Source organism: Bradyrhizobium sp. 172, from assembly GCF_023101065.1.
Lineage (GTDB): Bacteria > Pseudomonadota > Alphaproteobacteria > Rhizobiales > Xanthobacteraceae > Bradyrhizobium > Bradyrhizobium canariense_D.
The window spans coordinates 689,958-709,132 of sequence record NZ_CP064701.1; the positions used below are offsets into that span (position 1 = coordinate 689,958).

General features: G+C 65.2%; 25 protein-coding genes. 19 read left to right on the plus strand and 6 right to left on the minus strand.

All coding sequences use genetic code 11. The features are described 5' to 3' along the window. Window positions 1-2: 2 nt before the first annotated feature. Genes IVB07_RS03145 through IVB07_RS03175 form a run of 7 tightly spaced genes read left to right on the plus strand, consistent with a single transcriptional unit; the run spans window position 3 to window position 5,920 of the window. Window positions 3-1,106 (plus strand): carbon-phosphorus lyase complex subunit PhnI, encoded by a 1,104-nt coding sequence (locus IVB07_RS03145; protein WP_018453080.1) that lies wholly within the window; start codon window positions 3-5, stop codon window positions 1,104-1,106. Then, window positions 1,103-1,999: an alpha-D-ribose 1-methylphosphonate 5-phosphate C-P-lyase PhnJ gene (locus IVB07_RS03150; RefSeq protein WP_018453081.1), complete on the plus strand. Its 897-nt coding sequence runs from the start codon at window positions 1,103-1,105 to the stop codon at window positions 1,997-1,999. The genes IVB07_RS03145 and IVB07_RS03150 overlap by 4 nt, the downstream gene beginning before the upstream one ends. Next, window positions 1,992-2,789 (plus strand): phosphonate C-P lyase system protein PhnK, encoded by a 798-nt coding sequence (gene phnK, locus IVB07_RS03155; protein WP_018453082.1) that lies wholly within the window; start codon window positions 1,992-1,994, stop codon window positions 2,787-2,789. Before IVB07_RS03150 ends, phnK begins: the two co-directional genes overlap by 8 nt. A gap of 39 nt (window positions 2,790-2,828) precedes the next feature. Further along, window positions 2,829-3,527, plus strand: coding sequence for a phosphonate C-P lyase system protein PhnL (gene phnL, locus IVB07_RS03160; RefSeq protein ID WP_018453083.1), 699 nt, complete (start codon window positions 2,829-2,831; stop codon window positions 3,525-3,527). Window positions 3,528-3,538: 11 nt separating this feature from the next. Beyond that, the gene (locus IVB07_RS03165) at window positions 3,539-4,693 is read left to right on the plus strand and encodes an alpha-D-ribose 1-methylphosphonate 5-triphosphate diphosphatase (protein WP_247299237.1); all 1,155 of its coding nucleotides are present in this window, start codon (window positions 3,539-3,541) and stop codon (window positions 4,691-4,693) included. Beyond that, window positions 4,690-5,286 (plus strand): phosphonate metabolism protein/1,5-bisphosphokinase (PRPP-forming) PhnN, encoded by a 597-nt coding sequence (phnN, locus tag IVB07_RS03170; RefSeq protein WP_018453085.1) that lies wholly within the window; start codon window positions 4,690-4,692, stop codon window positions 5,284-5,286. Before IVB07_RS03165 ends, phnN begins: the two co-directional genes overlap by 4 nt. Window positions 5,287-5,308: 22 nt before the next feature. Next, entirely contained in the window at window positions 5,309-5,920 is a 612-nt protein-coding gene (locus IVB07_RS03175; RefSeq protein ID WP_247299239.1) for a pyridoxamine 5'-phosphate oxidase family protein, read from the plus strand. Between the two features lie 326 nt (window positions 5,921-6,246). Here the strand turns inward: IVB07_RS03175 and IVB07_RS03180 are convergent, their stop codons facing one another. Continuing rightward, window positions 6,247-6,420, minus strand: coding sequence for a hypothetical protein (locus IVB07_RS03180; protein ID WP_247299241.1), 174 nt, complete (start codon window positions 6,418-6,420; stop codon window positions 6,247-6,249). Between IVB07_RS03180 and IVB07_RS03185 the strand changes: the two genes are divergently transcribed. Continuing rightward, window positions 6,419-6,622 carry a hypothetical protein gene (locus IVB07_RS03185; protein WP_018453086.1) on the plus strand — a complete coding sequence of 68 codons (204 nt, stop codon included), beginning with the start codon at window positions 6,419-6,421 and terminating at the stop codon, window positions 6,620-6,622. The genes IVB07_RS03180 and IVB07_RS03185 overlap by 2 nt on opposite strands. On the opposite strand, the gene IVB07_RS03190 is transcribed toward IVB07_RS03185, so the two are convergent. From IVB07_RS03190 to IVB07_RS03205, 4 genes are all read right to left on the minus strand, one after another. Continuing rightward, a complete protein-coding gene (locus IVB07_RS03190; RefSeq protein ID WP_018453087.1) occupies window positions 6,623-7,126 on the minus strand; it encodes a DUF6496 domain-containing protein in 504 nt (167 codons plus the stop codon). 67 nt (window positions 7,127-7,193) lie between these two features. After that, window positions 7,194-7,976: an alpha/beta hydrolase gene (locus tag IVB07_RS03195; protein WP_018453088.1), complete on the minus strand. Its 783-nt coding sequence runs from the start codon at window positions 7,974-7,976 to the stop codon at window positions 7,194-7,196. 4 nt (window positions 7,977-7,980) lie between these two features. Continuing rightward, entirely contained in the window at window positions 7,981-9,276 is a 1,296-nt protein-coding gene (locus tag IVB07_RS03200) for an O-acetylhomoserine aminocarboxypropyltransferase (RefSeq protein ID WP_018453089.1), read from the minus strand. Between the two features lie 81 nt (window positions 9,277-9,357). Beyond that, the gene (locus IVB07_RS03205) at window positions 9,358-10,158 is read right to left on the minus strand and encodes an IclR family transcriptional regulator (protein WP_247337567.1); all 801 of its coding nucleotides are present in this window, start codon (window positions 10,156-10,158) and stop codon (window positions 9,358-9,360) included. Between the two features lie 131 nt (window positions 10,159-10,289). Between IVB07_RS03205 and IVB07_RS03210 the strand changes: the two genes are divergently transcribed. From IVB07_RS03210 to IVB07_RS03235, 6 genes are read left to right on the plus strand one after another with little or no spacing between them, the layout of a single operon-like run. Then, window positions 10,290-11,255 carry a tripartite tricarboxylate transporter substrate binding protein gene (locus IVB07_RS03210; RefSeq protein WP_026232459.1) on the plus strand — a complete coding sequence of 322 codons (966 nt, stop codon included), beginning with the start codon at window positions 10,290-10,292 and terminating at the stop codon, window positions 11,253-11,255. A 3-nt stretch (window positions 11,256-11,258) separates the two neighbouring features. Next, window positions 11,259-11,876 carry a flavin reductase family protein gene (locus IVB07_RS03215; RefSeq protein WP_018453091.1) on the plus strand — a complete coding sequence of 206 codons (618 nt, stop codon included), beginning with the start codon at window positions 11,259-11,261 and terminating at the stop codon, window positions 11,874-11,876. Window positions 11,877-11,920: 44 nt separating this feature from the next. Further along, window positions 11,921-12,781 carry a fumarylacetoacetate hydrolase family protein gene (locus tag IVB07_RS03220; protein ID WP_018453092.1) on the plus strand — a complete coding sequence of 287 codons (861 nt, stop codon included), beginning with the start codon at window positions 11,921-11,923 and terminating at the stop codon, window positions 12,779-12,781. A gap of 3 nt (window positions 12,782-12,784) precedes the next feature. Beyond that, window positions 12,785-13,588 carry a 2-oxo-hept-4-ene-1,7-dioate hydratase gene (gene hpaH, locus IVB07_RS03225; RefSeq protein ID WP_018453093.1) on the plus strand — a complete coding sequence of 268 codons (804 nt, stop codon included), beginning with the start codon at window positions 12,785-12,787 and terminating at the stop codon, window positions 13,586-13,588. 25 nt (window positions 13,589-13,613) lie between these two features. Then, on the plus strand, window positions 13,614-14,006 hold the full coding sequence (locus tag IVB07_RS03230) for a RidA family protein (protein WP_018453094.1): 393 nt from the start codon (window positions 13,614-13,616) through the stop codon (window positions 14,004-14,006). Window positions 14,007-14,019: 13 nt separating this feature from the next. Continuing rightward, a complete protein-coding gene (locus tag IVB07_RS03235; RefSeq protein ID WP_018453095.1) occupies window positions 14,020-14,895 on the plus strand; it encodes an amidohydrolase family protein in 876 nt (291 codons plus the stop codon). 54 nt (window positions 14,896-14,949) lie between these two features. On the opposite strand, the gene IVB07_RS03240 is transcribed toward IVB07_RS03235, so the two are convergent. Then, the gene (locus IVB07_RS03240) at window positions 14,950-15,945 is read right to left on the minus strand and encodes an LLM class flavin-dependent oxidoreductase (RefSeq protein WP_026232460.1); all 996 of its coding nucleotides are present in this window, start codon (window positions 15,943-15,945) and stop codon (window positions 14,950-14,952) included. A gap of 232 nt (window positions 15,946-16,177) precedes the next feature. Between IVB07_RS03240 and IVB07_RS03245 the strand changes: the two genes are divergently transcribed. The 5 genes from IVB07_RS03245 (at window position 16,178) to IVB07_RS03265 (ending at window position 19,014) form a co-directional block, all read left to right on the plus strand. Further along, on the plus strand, window positions 16,178-16,600 hold the full coding sequence (locus tag IVB07_RS03245; protein ID WP_018453097.1) for an MgtC/SapB family protein: 423 nt from the start codon (window positions 16,178-16,180) through the stop codon (window positions 16,598-16,600). 135 nt (window positions 16,601-16,735) lie between these two features. Then, window positions 16,736-17,239, plus strand: coding sequence for a twin-arginine translocation pathway signal (locus IVB07_RS03250; protein WP_018453098.1), 504 nt, complete (start codon window positions 16,736-16,738; stop codon window positions 17,237-17,239). An 11-nt stretch (window positions 17,240-17,250) separates the two neighbouring features. Next, window positions 17,251-17,880, plus strand: coding sequence for a ferric reductase-like transmembrane domain-containing protein (locus IVB07_RS03255; protein WP_026232461.1), 630 nt, complete (start codon window positions 17,251-17,253; stop codon window positions 17,878-17,880). Between the two features lie 195 nt (window positions 17,881-18,075). After that, window positions 18,076-18,552, plus strand: a complete 477-nt coding sequence (locus IVB07_RS03260; RefSeq protein ID WP_018453100.1) for a cyclic nucleotide-binding domain-containing protein — start codon at window positions 18,076-18,078, stop codon at window positions 18,550-18,552. Window positions 18,553-18,684: 132 nt separating this feature from the next. After that, window positions 18,685-19,014 (plus strand): hypothetical protein, encoded by a 330-nt coding sequence (locus IVB07_RS03265; RefSeq protein ID WP_085361134.1) that lies wholly within the window; start codon window positions 18,685-18,687, stop codon window positions 19,012-19,014. The last annotated feature ends 161 nt before the right edge of the window (window positions 19,015-19,175 follow it).

Below are 19,175 nucleotides of genomic sequence, written 5' to 3' on the forward strand. Positions count from 1 at the left end.
GCATGTATGTCGCAGTCAAAGGCGGCGAACGCGCCATCGAGAACGCCCATCGCCTGCTCGCCAGTGCGCGGCGTGGCGACCAAAGCGTTCCGGAAATCTCGCTCGACCAGATCTCCGAGCAGCTTGGTCTCGCCGTGGACCGCGTCATGAGCGAAGGCTCGCTCTATGACCGCGAGCTCGCGGCGCTCGCCATCAAGCAGGCGCGCGGCGATCTGATCGAGGCGATCTTCCTGGTCCGCGCCTTCCGCGCGACGCTGCCCCGCTTCGGCGCCAGCGAGCCGGTCGAGACCGGCGCGATGCGGATACGGCGGCGGGTGTCCTCGACCTTCAAGGACATTCCCGGCGGCCAGATCCTCGGCCCGACCTTCGACTATACCCACCGCCTGCTCGATCCCTCGCTCGCCGAGGGCTTTGTGCCGGAGACACCGGCGACGGCCGAAGCATCGTCTGCGCCAACCCCGCGGGTGACCGACATCCTCGGCCGCGACGGGCTGATCGAATCCTCGCCTCAGGCTGAGGACGGCGCCAGCGTCGGCGATCTCACTCGCGAGCCGCTCAATTTTCCCGCCGATCGTGACCTGCGCCTGCAAAATCTCGCGCGTGGCGACGAAGGTTTTCTGCTGGCGATGGGCTATTCCACCCAGCGCGGCTACGGCCGCAACCATCCCTTCGCCGGCGAGATTCGCTTCGGTGAGGTCGAGGTTGAATTCTCCGCGGAAGACGTCGGCTTCGCCGTGCCGCTCGGCTCGATCGAGCTCACCGAGTGTCAGATGGTCAATCAGTTCAAGGGCTCCGCGACGGAGGCGCCGTGCTTCACCCGCGGCTATGGCCTCGCCTTCGGCCAGAGCGAGCGCAAGACGATGTCGATGGCGCTGGTCGACCGCGCGTTGCGTGCGCGCGAGCTCGGCGAAGAGGCACTCGCCCCCGCGCAAGACGAAGAATTCGTGATGTCGCATTCGGACAACGTCCAGGCTACCGGCTTCGTCGAGCATCTGAAGCTACCGCATTATGTCGACTTCCAGTCTGAGCTCGGCCTGTTGCGCAAGCTGCGGAAGGAATTCACTGAGGCCAATGCGCCCGATGCCATGAAGGAGGCCGCGGAATGAACGCGCCCGCCTACAATTTCGCTTATCTCGACGAACAGACCAAGCGGATGATCCGCCGCGCGATCCTCAAGGCGATCGCGATCCCCGGCTATCAGGTGCCGTTCGCCAGCCGTGAAATGCCGATGCCCTATGGCTGGGGCACCGGCGGCGTGCAGGTGACGGCCGCGATCCTCGGGCCCGAGGACGTGCTGAAGGTGATCGACCAGGGCTCCGACGACACCACCAATGCGATCTCGATCAGGAAGTTCTTTGCCAAGACCGCCGGCGTCGCCACGACGACGGCGACGATCGATGCGACCGTGATCCAGACCCGCCACCGCATTCCGGAGACGTCGCTACACGCAAACCAGGTGCTGGTCTACCAGGTGCCGATCCCGGAGCCGCTGCGCTTCCTCGAGGCGCGCGAGACGGAGACGCGGCGCATGCACGCGCTCGCCGAATACGGCCTGATGCATGTGAAGCTCTACGAGGACATCGCCCGCTTCGGCCACATCGCGACGGCTTACGCCTATCCGGTGAAGATCAATGCGCGCTACGTGATGGACCCGTCGCCGACGCCCAAATTCGACAATCCCAAGATGGACAATTGCCCGGCGCTGCAACTGTTCGGCGCCGGCCGCGAGAAGCGCATCTATGCGATCCCGCCCTATACGCAAGTTGTGTCGCTCGACTTCGAGGACCATCCCTTCGAGCCGTACCGCTTCAACGCGCCGTGCGCGTTGTGCGCCGCTGAAAATTCCTACCTCGACGAGATCGTGACCGACGACAAGGGCGGGCGCATGTTCGTCTGCTCCGACACCGATTATTGCGAGGGACGTCAGGCCGCCGGCCATCACGGCAGCCTCAGCGCCGCGCCGTACAAGGACAAGGCGCAGGAGGCATCGAATGGCTGATCAAGACATGCTCGAGAACGACGAGCCGCTGCTGGTCGCAAAATCCCTCAGTAAGTCCTATGGCCGGATCGCGGCGTGCCGCGACGTGTCCTTTGCGCTCTACCCCGGCGAGGTGCTGGCGATCGTCGGCGAATCCGGCTCGGGCAAATCGACGCTGCTGCAGCTGCTGTCGGGTCAGCTCGCGGCCAGCGGCGGTGAGGTGTCCTACCGGATGCGCGATGGCGTCACCCGCGATCTCACCACGCTGGGCGAGGCCGAGCGGCGCTTCCTGTTTCGTACCGATTGGGGCTTCGTTCATCAGGATCCCGCGCAGGGGCTGCGCATGACCGTCTCGGCCGGCGCCAATGTCGGCGAGCGGCTGATGGCGGTGGGGTGGAATCACTACGGCCGCATCCGCGATACCGCGTCGGACTGGCTGACTCGCGTCGAGATCGACATCGCGCGCATCGACGATGCGCCGCGGACCTATTCCGGCGGCATGCGCCAGCGGCTCCAGATCGCCCGCAACCTCGTCACCGAGCCGCGGCTGGTGTTCATGGACGAGCCGACCGGCGGCCTCGATGTTTCCGTGCAAGCCCGTCTGCTCGACCTCGTGCGCAGCCTGGTCGCGGAGCTGCATCTCGCGGTCATCATCGTCACCCATGATCTCGCGGTCGCGCGCCTGCTGTCGCATCGGGTCATGGTCATGAAGGGCGGCCGAGTCATCGAGACCGGCCTCACCGATCAGGTGCTCGACGACCCCCGCGAGCCCTATACCCAGCTGCTCGTCTCCTCGATCCTGCCGCCATGAGCCTTCCAACGTAATGAGCCTTGCAAGAAGAGTTCTCCAATGACCGCCATGATCGACATCGCCGACGCCAACAAGACCTTCACGATGCACCTGCAAGGTGGCATCGAGCTGCCCGTGGTGCGCGGCGTGACCTTTCACGTCAATCCCGGCGAATGCGTCGTGCTGTCGGGGCCATCAGGCGCCGGAAAATCGTCGATCCTGAAGATGATCTTCGGCAATTATCGTTGCGATTCCGGCCGGATCGGCATCCACCATCGCGGCGCGCTGGTCGATCTCGCCACCGCCGAGCCGCGGCAGGTTCTCAACATCCGCCGCGCGACCATTGGCTATGTCAGCCAGTTCTTGCGCGCGGTGCCGCGCGTCGCGACCCTCGACGTGGTCGCCGAGCCGCTGATCGTCAACGGCCTGGCGCGCGCGGAGGCGCAAGCCCGTGCTGGCGAACTGTTGCATCGCCTCAACATCCCCGAGCGGCTCTGGCAGCTTCCGCCCGCGACCTTTTCCGGCGGCGAGCAGCAGCGCGTCAACATCGCGCGCGGCTTCATCTCGGATCTGCCGATCCTGCTGCTCGACGAGCCGACCGCGTCGCTCGACGCCGCCAACCGCGCCGTCGTGGTCGGGCTGGTAGCCGAAAAGAAGCGCCAGGGCGTCGCCATGGTCGCCATTGTCCATGACGACGAAATCCGTCATCAGATTGCCGACCGCACCGTCGACGTCACCAGCTTCGCCGCCGCGGCCTGAAGGAAATGGACATGAACGCCAAGAAGGACATCGTGATCGCCAACGCCAGGATCGTGCTGGCGGAACGGGTGATCGAGCAGGGCTGGCTTGCCCTCGCCGATGGACGCATTGCCGAGATCGGCGAGGGCAGGGCGCCCGCGGGGGCAGAGGATGCCGGCGGCGATCTGATCATGCCCGGCTTGATCGAGCTCCACACCGATCACCTCGAGGCGCATTACGTGCCGCGACCAAAAGTGTTCTGGAATCCAGTCGCCGCCGTCGTCTCCTATGACGGCCAGCTCGCGACATCAGGCATCACGACGGTGTTCGACTCGCTCCGGGTCTGGCGCGAGGATGGCGCCGAGGAAGTCGACGGCCGCGCCGGCACGCTTGCCGCCGCAATCACGACCGCTCGCGATGCTGACCTGCTCCGCGCCGATCACTTCCTGCATCTGCGCTGCGAAATCCCGATGCCGAGCGTGGTCGAGGAGGCCAGGGAGCTGATCGACCGTCCCGACGTGCGGCTGATGTCGCTGATGGACCACACCCCCGGCCAGCGCCAGTTCCGGGACGAAGGCAAGCTGCGCGACTATTATCGCGGTAAGGGCGGCGGCAAGACCGACGCCGAGCTCGACGAGCTGTTCGCGAAGCGCTTCGAATATCAGAAGGCCTATGCCGCGACCAACATGCGCGAGATCGTGGCGCTGGCCCACAAGTACAAGATCCCGCTGGCGAGCCATGACGACACCACTGAGGAGAACGTCGTGGACGCCGTGCGCGATGGCGTTTCGGTGGCGGAATTTCCGACCACGCTGGAGGCCGCGCGCGGCCTGCACGAGGCCGGCATCGACATCCTGATGGGCGCGCCGAACGTCGTGCGCGGCGGCTCGCATTCCGGCAATATCGCCGCGGTCGATCTCGCCCGCGAGGGCCTGCTCGACATCCTGTCGTCGGACTACATCCCCTCGAGCCTTCTGATGGCCGCGCTGCACTTGCCCGAGCACGTGCCCGCCATCACTCTTCCGGCGGCGATCCGCACCGTGACGAAGGCGCCCGCGGAGGCAGTCGGCCTGTCCGACCGCGGCGAGATCGCGATCGGCAAGCGTGCCGATCTGATCCGCGTGCATGTCGCGGGCCGCGTCCCCGCGGTCCGCAGCGTCTGGCGCGAAGGAAGCCGTGTCGCATGAGCGAGGCCGTCACCGTGGCGGGAAAGACAACGGGTGCGATCGGGCCCGGGCGGCTCGTGCTCGTGGTCGGTCCCAGCGGTGCCGGCAAGGACACGCTGCTGCGGCTGGCGCGGGCAGCCTGCATCGAGGATCACGACATCGTCTTCCCGCGCCGTGTCGTGACGCGGGAATCCTCGGCCGACGAAGACAATATTGCGGTGAGCCCTGACGAATTCCGTCGCGCGCGCGAGCATGGCGAATTCGCCGTGCATTGGGAGGCGCATGGGCATTGTTACGCGCTGCCGCTCGACCTCAACGACGATATTCGTGCCGGACGCGCCGTCGTGGCCAATGTTTCGCGCACGGTGATCGGCGTGCTGCGCCAGACCTATGCAAACGTCGTGGTGGTCGCGATCACGGCGCCTCCGGATGTGCTGGCGCAGCGGCTTGCCGCTCGCGCCCGGCACAGCGACGGCAATATCGCGGAACGGCTGACGCGCAGCGTCGACGACGCATCGACTCAGGCCGACGTCACCATCCTCAACGCCGGCAGCGCTGAGTATCACGGCCGCCAGCTTCTGCGCGTGATCAGGAACCAGGGCTGGCACGAATAGCCCGCACAACAAGGAGACTGGAATGTCGGTGATCGAAACGGTCGAGCAGCTGGAGGCCATCTACGGCGTCACCAACGACGCATCGATCGTGAAAGTCGCCGACCACGTCACCCCGCTCTATCGCGTCTTCATCGAAAAGGCGCCGTTCGCCGCGCTCGCTACCATCGGACCCGAGGGGATCGACTGCTCGCCGCGCGGCGATCTCTCCGGCTTCGTCCGCATTCATGACCCGAAGACGCTGATGCTGCCGGATCGCCGCGGCAACAACCGGGTCGATTCCTTGCGCAACATCGTGCGCGATCCCAGGGTATCGCTGATGTTCCTGATCCCCGGCTCCGGAAATGCGGTTCGGGCCAATGGCCGGGCGCATCTGTCCATCGATTCCGAATTGCTGGCCTCGTTCAAGGTCGACGGCAAGGCGCCGCGCAGCGTCATGGTGATGACGGTCGACGAAATTTACTTCCAGTGCGCCCGCGCCATCGTCCGCTCCGATCTCTGGAATCCCGACAAGCGCATCGACCCCAAGACGCTGCCGACGCCCGGCCAGATCCTCGCCGAGATGAGCGAGAACAAGGTCGGCGGCGCGGAGTATGATCGCGCCTGGCCGGAGCGTGCGGCCGCGACGATGTGGTGAGTTCGTTCTTCCCCTCTCCCCTTGCGGGAGAGGGTGGCTCGCCGCGTAGCGGCGAGACGGGTGAGGTCTCTCTCCGCGTGCGACTCTCTTGAGGATTCGCGGAGGCAAACCCCTCATCCGGCGCTTCGCGCCACCTTCTCCCGCAAGGGGAGAAGGAAGAACTCATCGCGAGATGAATTCGTTTGTCGGCGCTCGCACCCGGAGACGCGCCCCTGCGCGCTCATCGCAATTATGGATAGACATTTCATTGACCGTTCGCGCTAAACGCTCGATATTCGACGCATCGACACTGCTCCTTCGAGCCGAAGCCGCGATATGAGAACCGATCACCCGCGCAGTAACAATGACATGCATGCGTGCATGACGCGCCGCTGTTTCTCGGCGGCCACCGGCGCATGTTGTTGTTGCTGACCGCCGCCTCCTAGCAGCACCTCACCCAGCAAATCCCAAGAAGCAAATCCAAAGACAGGAACGCCGAGACCCGGCGGACGAGCAGTCATGTCCCGAACTCAATCGAATGCCTACGTCATCGAGATCCACGACCGCGCCGCCGGCATCGTCACGAGGGATACGCGCGGCTTCCGCTTCTTCTCCTCCGAGCGTCTGTTCGACAGCCTCGAAGGCCGCCAGTTCCGCTCGGCGCGCGAGGCGGAGCGCGCCGCCCGTGCGGTATTCTCCGAGCGGGGCCGGCGCGCGAACTGATCAGCTCCGGCGGCGCGCCCTGGTGCGTGCCGCCTTCTTTGCGGCGCTGGAGCGGGCCTTGGCGCCCTTGGTGCGGCTCGCCTTGCGCGCGGCGGCTGAACGCGACGCGGCCGTTCGCCGGCTCGCGGCACGTTTGCCCTGCTTCGACAGTGCACTGCGCGAGGCGGTCGAGCGCGGCTCCTTCTTCAAAACCTTTTCGACTGCTTGCGACACGCGCGGCCGGCGCTTCGGGGTGCGCTTGCCCTGACCGACCTCGTAGGCATATTTGGCGCTGCGTCGCGTCGATTTCTTGACGCTTTCCTTGCGCGGTGGCGGCAGATCGATGCCGGCGCGGCGCGCTTCGGAGAGACCGATGGCAATGGCCTGCTTCGTCGAGCGGGCGCCATGCTTGCCCTTGCGGATCTTGTCGATCTGGTCCTTGACGAATTCGCCGGCCTGCGTGCTTGCCGATTTACCGGCACGCTTGTCTTGCCTGGCTTTGCGAATGACTTCCTGTCTTGGCATGGGTCCTGTTCCCTCGATCTTCACAGGGATATCTGACCGCAACGCGCAAGATGGATGATTGATCCTGTCAGTTCCGGAGCGCAGCCAACAACTCATCCGGGCGTTCGGCCATGATCATGTGGCCCGCGCCGGGCACCACGACGGTCTTCGCATGCGGGATCGCGGCGGCAAGTGCCTTGCCGGCCTTCACCGGCGTCATCATGTCCCGTTCGCCGAGGATGAGCGTCGTGGGCACCTTCACGCTTGCGGCTGCTTGCAGCGCATTCGCGTAAGCATTGCAGGCCGACAAATCCCGGAACAGCACGCCCGGCTCGCAGTGTTTCAATACGGCCTGCGCCCCGCCATGCATCCACAGGCCCGGTGCGAGGCTGCCACCGAGCTCGGCGTTGAAGCCGAGGCCCCAGATCGAGACCATGTCGTTTGCATCCTGCGAATTGGCTTCGGCCGCCTTCAGCAGATCCGGGCCGACCGTCATGGTCGCGGCCGTGCCGATCAGGCTGAGCGCGGAAACCTTGTCGGGGTGACGTGCGGCCGTCTCCAGCGAGATCAGCGAGCCCATGGAATGGCCGATCAGATGCGCTTTCGTCACTCCGGCCGCATTGAGCAGGGCCGCCGTCCAGTCGGCCATCTCGGCGATGCTGCCGAGCGAAGGTCCGGGCGAGCGGCCGTGGCCGGGCAGATCCGGCGCCAGCACGCCAAAGCCATGATGGGCGAACCAGCGCGTGTGCAGCGCCCAGGTCGAATGATCGAAGCCGGCGCCGTGGAGGAAGGCGACCGCGGGCAGGGATCTGTCGAAGTCGCGGCCGCCGGTTGCGACCAGCACCTCGGCGCCGTTGACGGAGAGCTTCATGGTGTCAGACCTTTTGCGAGATGCGCAGCGCTTGGGTGAGATCGTCGACGATGTCGCTTGCGGTCTCGATGCCGACCGAGAGTCGCACCAGCTCCTCGCCGATGCCGGAGGCCTTGAGCTGCTCGGCGTCCATCTGCTGGTGTGTGGTCGAGGCGGGGTGGATCACCAGCGTCTTGGCGTCGCCGACATTGGCGAGATGGCTGATCATGCGCAGCGATTCGATGAACTTGCGGCCGGCGGGCCGCCCGCCCTTGATGCCGAAGGAGACGATCGAGCCGGCGCCGCGCGGCAGCAATTGTTTTGCGAGCTGGTAGTCCGCATGATCTTCCAGCGAGGGATGCAGCACCCAATCCACGGCCTTGTTGGACTTCAGTGCTTCCAGCACGAGCTGGGTGTTTTGCATATGGCGGTCCATGCGCACCCCGAGCGTCTCGACGCCCTGCAACAGCTGGAACGCGTTGGTCGGGGATAGACAAGCGCCGAAATCGCGCAGGCCTTCGGTACGCGCGCGCATGATGAAGGCGGCGGTGCCGAACTGCTCGTCGAAGACGATGCCGTGATAGCCGCCATAGGGCTCGGTCAGCACGCCGAATTTTCCGGATGAGCGCCAGTCAAAACGACCGCCGTCGACGATGGCGCCGCCGATCGCGATGCCGTGGCCGCCGATCCATTTGGTCGCCGAATGCATGACGATGTCGGCGCCGAGCTCGATCGGACGGCTGAGATAGGGCGTGGCAAAGGTGTTGTCGATCAGCAGCGGAATCTTCGCGTCATGCGCGATCGAAGCGACTTTCGGAATGTCCAGCACCTCGAGCCCGGGATTGCCGATGGTCTCGCCGATCATCAGCTTCGTGTTCGGCTTGATCGCCGCGCGGAACGCGTCGAGATCGCGCGGCTTGACGAACGTTGTGGTGATGCCGAAGCGCGGCAGCGTGTGCGCCAGCAAATTGATGGTGCCGCCATAGAGCGAGCTCGATGCCACGATATGGTCGCCGGCGTTCAGAAGCGTGGCGATGGCCAGATGCAGCGCCGCCATGCCGCTCGCGGTGCAGATCGCGCCGACGCCGCCTTCCAGCGCCGCAAGCCGTTCTTCCAGCACGCCGGTGGTCGGATTGGAGATGCGCGTATAGATGTGGCCGGCGCGTTCGAGATTGAACAGCGCGGCGGCGTGATCGGAATCCTGGAACACGTAGGACGTGGTCTGGTAGATCGGCACCGCGCGGGCGCCGGTCGCGGGATCCGGATGCTGGCCCGCATGCAGGCTCAGGGTCTCGAAGGCAGGCGGTTTTGGCGCGGGCATGCGGGGCCTCGTTGCTCGGTCGGCGGAGGCGGCTCTTGTGCCATAAAATGGCGCGCTGCGTCAGCCCATTGACAGCGTTGTCTAACCCCGGATCGCCTGCTCGATGATCCGCGCCTCCCGCAGCAGGATCTCCGCGACCTCCTGTTCGCGTCGTGGGCCGAGCCTGGTGCGAACGGCGGAGACGGTCATCGCGGCAGCGGGACGGCCGTCCGGGGTCTCGATCCAGGTCGAGATCGACTTCGTACCCTGCACGAGACCAATTTCCCTCATGCCGTATCCCAGCCGTCTTGCGGCGGTGACCTGGCCCAGCACCGTCGCAACATCGGTCCGGTAGGCCTCCAGTCTCTTCTCGTTGGCTGCGACGATTTTTCGCGCGTCCTGCGCCGGCATCGCGGCGAGGATGGCGACGCCTGCGCTGGAGACGCCGAGCGGTCGGCGCGCGCCGACCTCGATCGACAGCACCTGGATCGGATAGACGCCAATCCGGCGATCAACGCACAGCGTGTCGTTGCCGGTCCGCACCGTCAGGAACAGCGTGTCGCCGATCTCGGCCGAGGCGCGTTGCAGCGACGGATTTGCCGCGATCAGCAGCCGCGACGGCCGAGGCCGTGCGAGCGCGAGCTCCGGCACCTGGTTGCCGATCGCGTAGCGGCCGGTCCGGTCATGCCGTTCGACGATGCCTTCCTCGATCAGCACGTGGACGATGCGGTGCACGGTCGGGCGGGTGAGGCCGGTCGCCCGCACCACCTCGGCCAGCAGCACGCCGTCTTCGCGGCCTGCGGCAAGGATGCGCAGCACCGCGAGCGCGCGCCGGATCGCCTGCGCGCCCTGTCGCGGTCCCGTGATGCGGCGGGTGGATTTCGCGGAAGTCGTCTTGTCCATAATATGGACGAGAACGCCACAATTCACTCGACAGGTAAAGCGCCCATCTGGAGATTGCGCTCCGAATCGACATGCCGTGTACGACGTCAGGCAAATCGACGTAAAATTGGAAGCGCCGCCGGGAGGTTAACATGCGATTAATCTGGATTGCCCTAGCTGCCGCAGCGGCGATGTTGACGGGACCGGCGTCGGGCCAGCAATGGCCGGCGCGCAACGTCAAGCTGATCGTGCCCTATCCGGCCGGCGGCAATGTCGATAGCGCCGCGCGCATCATCGCGGACAAGCTCCAGGAAAAGCTCGGCCAGCCCTTCATCATCGAGAACAAGGCGGGCGCCGGCGGCATGATCGCGGGCGAGGCGTTCGCGAAATCCGCGCCCGACGGCTACACGCTGTTCGTCGGCGCCAACGGCCCGGTGCTGTTCGCGACCGAAATCAACAAGCGCGACGCCTACAATTGGAAGAAGGACTTCCTGCCGATCACGACGATCTCGATGACGTCGTTGGTGCTCGAGGTGCATCCGTCGGTGCAGGCGACCACCTTCAAGGAATTCATCGACCTCGCCAAGCGCGAGCCGGGCAAGCTGACGATGGCCTCGCCCGGCCCCGGCACCACCAATCATCTGCTCAGCGAGCTGATGCAGTCCAGCCTCGACCTGCAATGGGTCACCGCGCATTATCGCGGCAATGCGCCTGCCGTCAACGATCTCTTGGGCGGGCAGGTGCAGTTCGCGTTCGACCAGCTCACGGTCAGCCTGCAGCACATCAAGGCCGGTCTGTTCCGGGCGCTGGCCGTCACCAGCCCGCACCGCCTGAAGTCGCTGCCCGACGTGCCGACCTTCGCCGAGCTTGGTTACAAGGATTTTGACGGCCAGACCTTCACCGGCCTGTTCGCACCGGCAGGCACGCCGGCGCCCGTGATCGACAAGCTGCACGAGGCACTGACCGCGATCCTGAAGGACCCCGCCGTGGTCGACAAGTTCGAGAAGCTCGGCGGTGAAGCCGTCGCGATGACGCCCGACGAATTCAAGGCCTATCTCGCGCGCGAGGACGCCAAATGGATTCCGATCGTGCGCAAGGCCAACATCAAGGCGGATTGATCGATGCGGATCGACCCCAGCGAGCTCGGCGCCGAGCGCATCTACCGGCTGATGACCGGCATCGTGGTGCCGCGTCCGATCGCCTGGGTGACGAGCCTGTCGCGCGCAGGCGTGCTCAACCTCGCGCCGTTCAGCGCCTTCACCTTCGTCTCGCAGAAGCCGCCGATGCTCGCGATCAGCGTCGGCCGCAAGGGCGCGGACTACAAGGACACCGCGCATAACATCCTCGATACCGAGGAATACGTGATCCACATCGCCGATACCCCGCTGATGCAGGCGGTGCACGACTCATCGGTCGAGCATCCGCCCGAGATCAGCGAGGTCGCGGAGCTCGGCCTTGAGACGCTCCCGAGCGAGCGCATCAAGGTGCCGCGGCTCAGCGTTGCACCCGTTGCGATGGAGTGCCGCTTTCGGCAGTGCCTCGAATTCGGCGACGCCCGCAGCCGTCTCATCGTGGGCGAAGTCGTGATGTTCCACCTCCGCGACGGCCTCGTGAACGACGGCAAGGTCGAAACCGTCGCGCTCGATCCGATCGCGCGCATCGGCGGGCCGCGCTACGCCCGGCTCGGCGAGATCGTGACGCTGCACGGCGTGTTCCAGACTCCCAAATCGAAAGACTGAGCGCGCCGCCCCCGCGCGCGCCCCAAGACCATTGGAGAACGACCATGCGACTCCTAAGCTATCTCGTGGACGGAGAGCCGCGCTACGGTGCCGTCATGGAAGGCGGCGTCGTTGATCTGACCCGGCGGATCGGCCGCGACTTCTCCGATGTCAGGGCGCTGATCGCAGCCAACGCGCTGGCCGACGCGCAGGAAGCCGTCGCCGGACAAAAGCCGGACTACGCGCTGGAAGAGCTCGTGCTGCTTCCGCCGGTGCTGGCGCCGGAAAAGCTCTGGTGCATCGGAGTCAATTACGCCGAGCGCAATGCGGAGTATAAGGACAGCTCTGACCTGCCCAAATATCCCAGTCTGTTCGTGCGCAGCATGTCCTCGATGACGGGCTCAGGCCAGCCGCTGGAGAAGCCTCACGTCTCCGAGCAGCTCGACTATGAAGGCGAGCTCGTCATCGTGATTGGCCAGGGCGGCCGCCACATTCCGCGCGAAAAGGCCTGGGCGCACATCTTCGGCATGACGCTGTGCAACGAGGGCACGATCCGCGACTGGCTCCGCCACGGCAAGTTCAACGTCACGCAGGGCAAGAATTTCGACCGCTCCGGCAGCATCGGTCCGTGGATCGTCACCGCGGACGAGCTCGATCCGCGCGGGCCTCATGACATCGTCACGCGCGTCAACGGCGAGGTGCGGCAGCAGGACACCACCGAGCGGCTGATGTTCCCGTTCGATTTCCTGATCTCCTATCTCTCGACCTTCGCAACCCTCAAGCCCGGCGACATGATCGTGACGGGCACGCCGACCGGCGCCGGCGCCCGCTTCGACCCGCCGCGCTGGCTCAAAGTCGGTGACGTCGTCGAGGTCGAATCCAGCCGCATCGGCGTGCTGCGCAACACCGTCGCGGCGGAGCAATAGGTCATGCTGGATACTGCCACGATCGAACGTCTTGCCACGCGGCTCGACGAAGCCGAACGCACCAAGACGCTGATCACGATGTTTTCGAAAGACCATCCCGATTTCAGCATCGAGGATGCCTATGCCGTTCAGCGCGCCTGGACCAGACTCCAGCTCGGACGCGGCCGGGTCATCAAGGGCCACAAGATCGGCCTGACCTCGAAAGCGATGCAGAACGCGGTCGGCATTTCCGAACCCGATTACGGCGTGCTGTTCGCCGACATGTTCTATGCCGACGCCACGCCGATTCCGTTCGACCGCTTCCAGGCGCCGCGAATCGAGGTCGAGCTCGCCTTCGTGCTGAAGGCGCCGCTGCGCGGGCCCGATTGCACCATCTTCGACGTGCTCAACGCCACCGACTACGTCACCCCGGCGCTGGAGATCCTGGAGACGCGCATGCACCGCGTCGATCCCGAAACGGGCAAGGCGCGAAAGGTCATGGACACGATCTCGGACAACGCGGCGAACGCCGCGCTGGTGCTTGGCGGCCGGCCTTTCCGTCCGATGGACGCGGACATGCGCTGGATAGGCGCGCTGTTGTTCCGCAACGGCGAGGTCGAGGAAACCGGGCTTGCCGCCGGCGTGCTCAACCATCCCGCCAACGGCATTGCCTGGCTCGCCAACCGCCTCGCGCCGCATGACGAGCATCTGGCCGCCGGCGAGGTGGTGCTGGCGGGATCGTTCACGCGTCCGGTCGACATTCGCCGCGGCGACACGTTTCATGCCGATTATGGCGCGTTCGGCTCGGTGTCGTGCCAGTTCGTCTGAATCAACACATGAAAGGGAGCGCATCATGACCGGTCACACGCGGCGCAAGAGCATCCATATCGGCGGCTTCAAGCATGCCAACCCGATTCCGAACGCCTGCCGCATCGGCAATCTCGTGATGTCGGGCGTCATTCTCGGCCGCGATGCGACTGGTGCGATGCCCGAGAGCCTGGAGGCGCAATGTGCCAACATGTTCGCGCATATGAAGGCGACGGTCGAGGCTGCCGGCGGCACCACCGACGACATCATCAAGATGACGGTGTGGCTGAAGGACCGTACGCAGCGCGGCCCGGTCAATGTCGAGTGGCTGAAGATGTTTCCGGACGAGCATTCGCGCCCGGCGCGCCACGCGCTGCCGATGGACAACATGGACGGCGGCGCGCTGGTGCAGTGCGACTTCACCGCCGTAATCGACTGAGGGAGTTTTGCGCATGCCGACCTATCTTCCGTTCGACCCGAACCCGCGCCGCCCGGTCAAGGGGCCGCCGCCCAAATCCCTCGACAGCCAGTTTCACGTGCTCGGCCCCCTCGACAAATATCCGGAGCGTCCCGGTGCTGCCTATCGGATGCCGACCGCGACCTGGGAGGCGGCGCTGCGCGTGCACAAGACGCTCGGCATCGAGCGCGGCATCATCGTGCAGACCACGACGTATGGCGCCGACCATGCCGTCGTGCTCGACGGTCTCGCCGCGATGGGCCCGAACTATCGCGGCTGCGCCAACGCGCTGGTGTTCGCCGAGGCGAACGATTCGTATCTTGCCAAGCTGCATGATGCTGGGGTCCGCGGCGCGCGCTTCAGCTTCCGCCAGGAGCTCGGCGCTGTGCTGTCGGATGCCGATTTTGCCCGCGCGATTGCGCGCATCCGCGAGCTCGGCTGGTACGTCAAGATCCAGCCCGAGAAGGACGGCATCGTCTCCAGCGTCGCCAAATACGAGAATCTCGACGTGCCCGTGCTGATCGACCACATGGCACGGCCCGATCCTGAAGCCGGCAGGAACGATCCGAACCTGCGCAAGATGCTGGAGCTGCTCGGCAAGGGCAATTTCTGGGTGATGCTGTCGCTCGGCGAGAAGTCCTCGAAGCTCGGGCCGCCCTACGACGACGTCATCCCGATCGCGCGTGCCTATATCGAGGCAGCAGTCGACCGCTGCGTCTGGGCCAGCGACTGGCCGCACCCGGTCTCGGTCAAGCAGCCGCCCAACGACGCCGATCTGCTGGAGTTGATGTACCGCTACGCGCCCGACCAGTCGACGCTGGAGAAGATCCTGGTGCACAATCCGGCCAAGCTGTTCGGCTTTCCGGACTAGGGCGCTCACGGCCTGCCACGAGCGCAGCTTCACCGTCGCAACAATCGCACCCGCTCACCCCGCCAACCGGTCCCTTACCCCGGCTGCGATCTCGAACGAGCGCAGCCGTGCGGCGTGGTCGTAGATCTGCCCCGTCGTCATCAGCTCGTCCGCGCCGGTGTCGGCGATCAGCGCCTTCAGCTTCGCTTCGACCATGTCAGGCGTGCCGACCGCCGAGCACGACAGCGACTGGCCGACCATCGCCTTCTCGGCTGGCGACCACAGCGCGTCCATGTCGTCGACCGGCGGCGGCAGCGGGCCGGGCGTGCCGCGGCGCAGATTGATGAACTGCTGCTGCAGCGAGGAGAACATGCGCTGCGCGTCCGCGTCGCTGTCGGCGGCGAACACGTTGACGCCGACCATCGCATAGGGCTTGTCGAGCTGCGTCGAGGGTTCGAACCGCGCCCGATACTCCCGCAGCGCCGGCATCATCATTTGCGGTGCGAAGTGTGAAGCGAACGCGAACGGCAGGCCGAGCATCCCTGCGAGCTGCGCGCCAAAGGTGCTGGATCCCAGGATCCACAGCGGCACCTTCGTCCCCATGCCCGGCACGGCCCGGATGGCCTGGTTCGGCTGCACGTCGCCGAGCAGCGCCTGCAACTCCAGCACGTCCTGCGGAAAGTTTTCCGAACTCGTCGCGAGGTCGCGCCGCAGGGCGCGTGCGGTAAATTGGTCGGTGCCCGGTGCCCGCCCGAGCCCGAGATCGATCCGCCCGGGATAGAGCGAAGCCAGCGTGCCGAACTGCTCGGCGATGACGAGCGGCGAATGGTTCGGCAGCATGATCCCGCCGGACCCGACCCGGATCGTCTTCGTCCCGCCCGCGATATGCCCGATCACCACCGACGTCGCCGCGCTCGCGATCCCCGTCATGTTGTGATGCTCGGCCAGCCAGAACCGCTTGTATCCCCAGCCCTCCGCATGCTGCGCGAGATCGAGCGAATTGCGGAACGCTTGTGACGCATCGCCGCCTTGGCGGATGGGCGCGAGGTCGAGCACGGAGAAGGGGATCATGGAAGGGTCCGGATGGAGCGTGCGGTGGTAACGTGGACTCGACATGTAGGAGCCGGTCGCAGGAATACCAGCCGAAACGATCATGGTGCTGCGCCGGCGGCTCCATCGCGCGGAGACGGGGCCATCGCTGCGCTGCATGCGGCAAATTCGCCTGTATGGAAACCGCGGGCCGCATTGCCGCGTTGCCGGCCGGTTTGATCAACGGCGACGATTTTCATTTCGGGGGCTTTCTTTGGACAGATTCAACATTGGTGTTCATGTCGTTGCGCTGGCTGCGGCCTTCGCACTCGCCGTTCCCATTGGCTGGGACCGCGAGAAGCGGGCGCGAAGCGCGGGCTTGCGCACCTTTCCACTGGTCGCAATGGCAAGCTGCGGCTTCGTGCAGGCCAGCGAAAGCCTGCTCGTGCATTCGCCTGACGGAATGGCGAAGGTGATCGAGGGCCTCATCACCGGCATCGGCTTCATCGGCGGTGGCGCAATTCTCAAGCAGGGGAATTCGGTGCAGGGGACCGCGACGGCCGCGAGCCTCTGGGCGACCGGCGCCATCGGCGTCTCCGTCGGGCTCGGCGCTTTTGATGTCGCGGTGACGGTCGCCGTATTCACGTTCCTGACGCTTCGCTTGTTGACGCTGGTCAAGGAAGAAGACGATCACTGATGCATGTGCGAGCGGCCTGCACCCCGTTCACAACAACGTCATCGCGACCCGCTGCGTCCCCCGGCCCAACTGTGCGTCTGGCGCGTTTTCTTGTACACTCACTGAGCCTTTGGACGCTCGCCAGGAGGAACCGACATGACCACGGTCGTACTCAATCGCCGGAGCCTCCTCGCCGCGGGCGGCTCGATCCTCGCAACCGGGCTCTTGGCGACCGGCGTCCCCGGCCTGCTGTTGCCTGCACGCGCGGACGGCCTCGCACCGACCGAGACGATGTCTGGCGGGGCGAACAACTACCGCAAGGGCGCGGCGATCGTGGAGCGGATCGGAAAGGGTGGCTTCTGGATGAGCGGCACCGTGCGCCGCGCCGGCGACGGGACTCCCTTGGCCGGGCAGCGCATCCAGATCTGGGCGCACACGGTCGAAGGCCAGGAGCACGAGCCGCAGAGTCATGGCGCCACGCTCACCGACAAGGACGGCAAGTTCCGGCTCGAAATGCCGCAGATCATTCCCATCTTCGGCCAGCCGCATGGCCACCTCGCCTATGACAGCGGTGAATTCAAAACCGTCTTCCTGCGGCCGATAATGCGGAGCGCAAAGGAAACCAGCCTCGAGGCGCACTTCGTCCTGCAGCCGGCCTGATCGCATTGGAGATGAAGGGGCGGAGATCGGCCCGGGCGCCCCTGATCTGGATCGCCCTTGCCTTGGCCATCGGCGTGCCGATCGCGCTCGCTGCGGGAAGCGAACAGCTCACATGGCGCGGCCCGGTCTACATCCTCGCCGGCTTCGCTGGCATCATTGCGCTCGGTCTCGTGCTCGCTCAGCCCCTGCTGATCGGCGGATATCTGCCGGGACTGTCGGCCTATCGCGGCCGGCGCGCCCACCACTGGATCGGCGGCACGCTGGCTCTGGCGGTGGTGATCCACGTCGCCGGCCTCTGGATCACCAGCCCGCCCGACATGATCGACGCCCTGACTTATACGTCACCGACACCGTTCTCCCCCTTCGGCGTGACCGCCATGTGGGCCATCTTCATTGTTGCGCTCCTGGCTCTGCTGCGCCGGCGGCTGGGATTGCGGTTGCGCACGTGGCGCATCGTCCATATTCCCCTCGCGATCGTCATCGTCGCAGGCAGCGTCGCCCATTGCCTGCTGATCGAGGGGACGATGGAGACGATCTCGAAGGCTGCGCTTTGCGCAGCTGTGCTGGCGGCGACCGTCAAGGTGATGGTTGATCTCTGGAGAAGGCGGACGTTGCGCGATAGCAGCATTGCGCGGCCGTAAGCGTAGGGTGGGCAAAGGCGCGTAGCGCCGTGCCCACCATCTATCTATCAATGGTGGTTGGTGGGCACGCTTCGCTTCGCCCAGCCTACGAGCTCCGAAACTTTCGCTGACCCCCTTGTTCCAACACGTTCGGCGTCGTTACCGCTGGTATCGGCTCCGCTTGCCCGGGAAGGCGGTCAAGATTATCCTCGCGCGATGGCCGTCAGTGTCCCCGACCTGAGAGCATTCCTGCTCGCCACACCGTTCTTCGGCGGTATCCCGGATCAAAGTCTCGACCTCCTGATGTCGATGCTGGTTGAGTGCCGATTTGATACCGGAGCAACCGTCGTGACGGAGGGCGAGCCCGGACGCTCGCTGTTCATCGTCAAATCCGGCCGGCTGGCGGTGAGCAAGCGGGCGAATGCGGGCAACGTCATCCCGATTTCCGTTCTGGAGCCCGGCGATTTCTTCGGTGAGATGACGCTGATTGAAATGCAAAATCGATCCGCCACGGTGGTCGCGGAGAGTCCGACCGTGCTTTACGAGCTGACCGCCCAGAAGCTCTACGCTTGCTACAAGGCCGATATCCACACCTATGTGATCGTCCTGCAAAACATCAATCGCGAGCTATGCCGACGGCTGCGCCGTTCAGACGATCGGTTAGCGGGGCATCAGGTGGGTGACGAGAGTTGACATGCGTAGCATGGGTAGAGCGAAGCGAAACCCATCATGTCTCGTCACCGCGCAAATCTTCCATGGATTTTCGTTTCGCTGTACCCATCCTACGAACTCCCCGGCACCGTAGGCTTCGAATAGGAAACTAACATGGCTCAAGCCGGAGATAATGGACGGTTCGCGGCGTTCAAGCACCACGCCAAGGTGCACTCCTTCAGAGTCAGCACTGCTTTTCTGACTTGGATTCTGCTCGGCGCGACGCTCTTTTACAAGCCTGAGTGGGTCCGATGGGCCCTGCGAACAGGCACGCACGCTATTGAAGCTGTCGGCGATGCGCTTCCTGGTTATTGGGGCGCTCAGGCCGAAATTGTCTTGCGCGAACTCGGTGGTTTCCTTTGGATCCAGATCACGGCCGCGATCCTGTTTGTCCGGTTCGTGTTCTGGCTGATCGGGGCCTCGTGGCGACGTGGTCGGCGGTAGATCCAGTCAGCTCGCGTAGGATGGGTAGAGCACTTGCGAAACCCATCATGCTTCGTCACCGAGCAATGCTATGCAATTCCTGGCCAAAACTGACTGGAGCTCTCGCTCGGGCGATGCCCGCAAGTGACCCCGAAGCGGCGGTCGCGGGGAAGTTGAGGTTC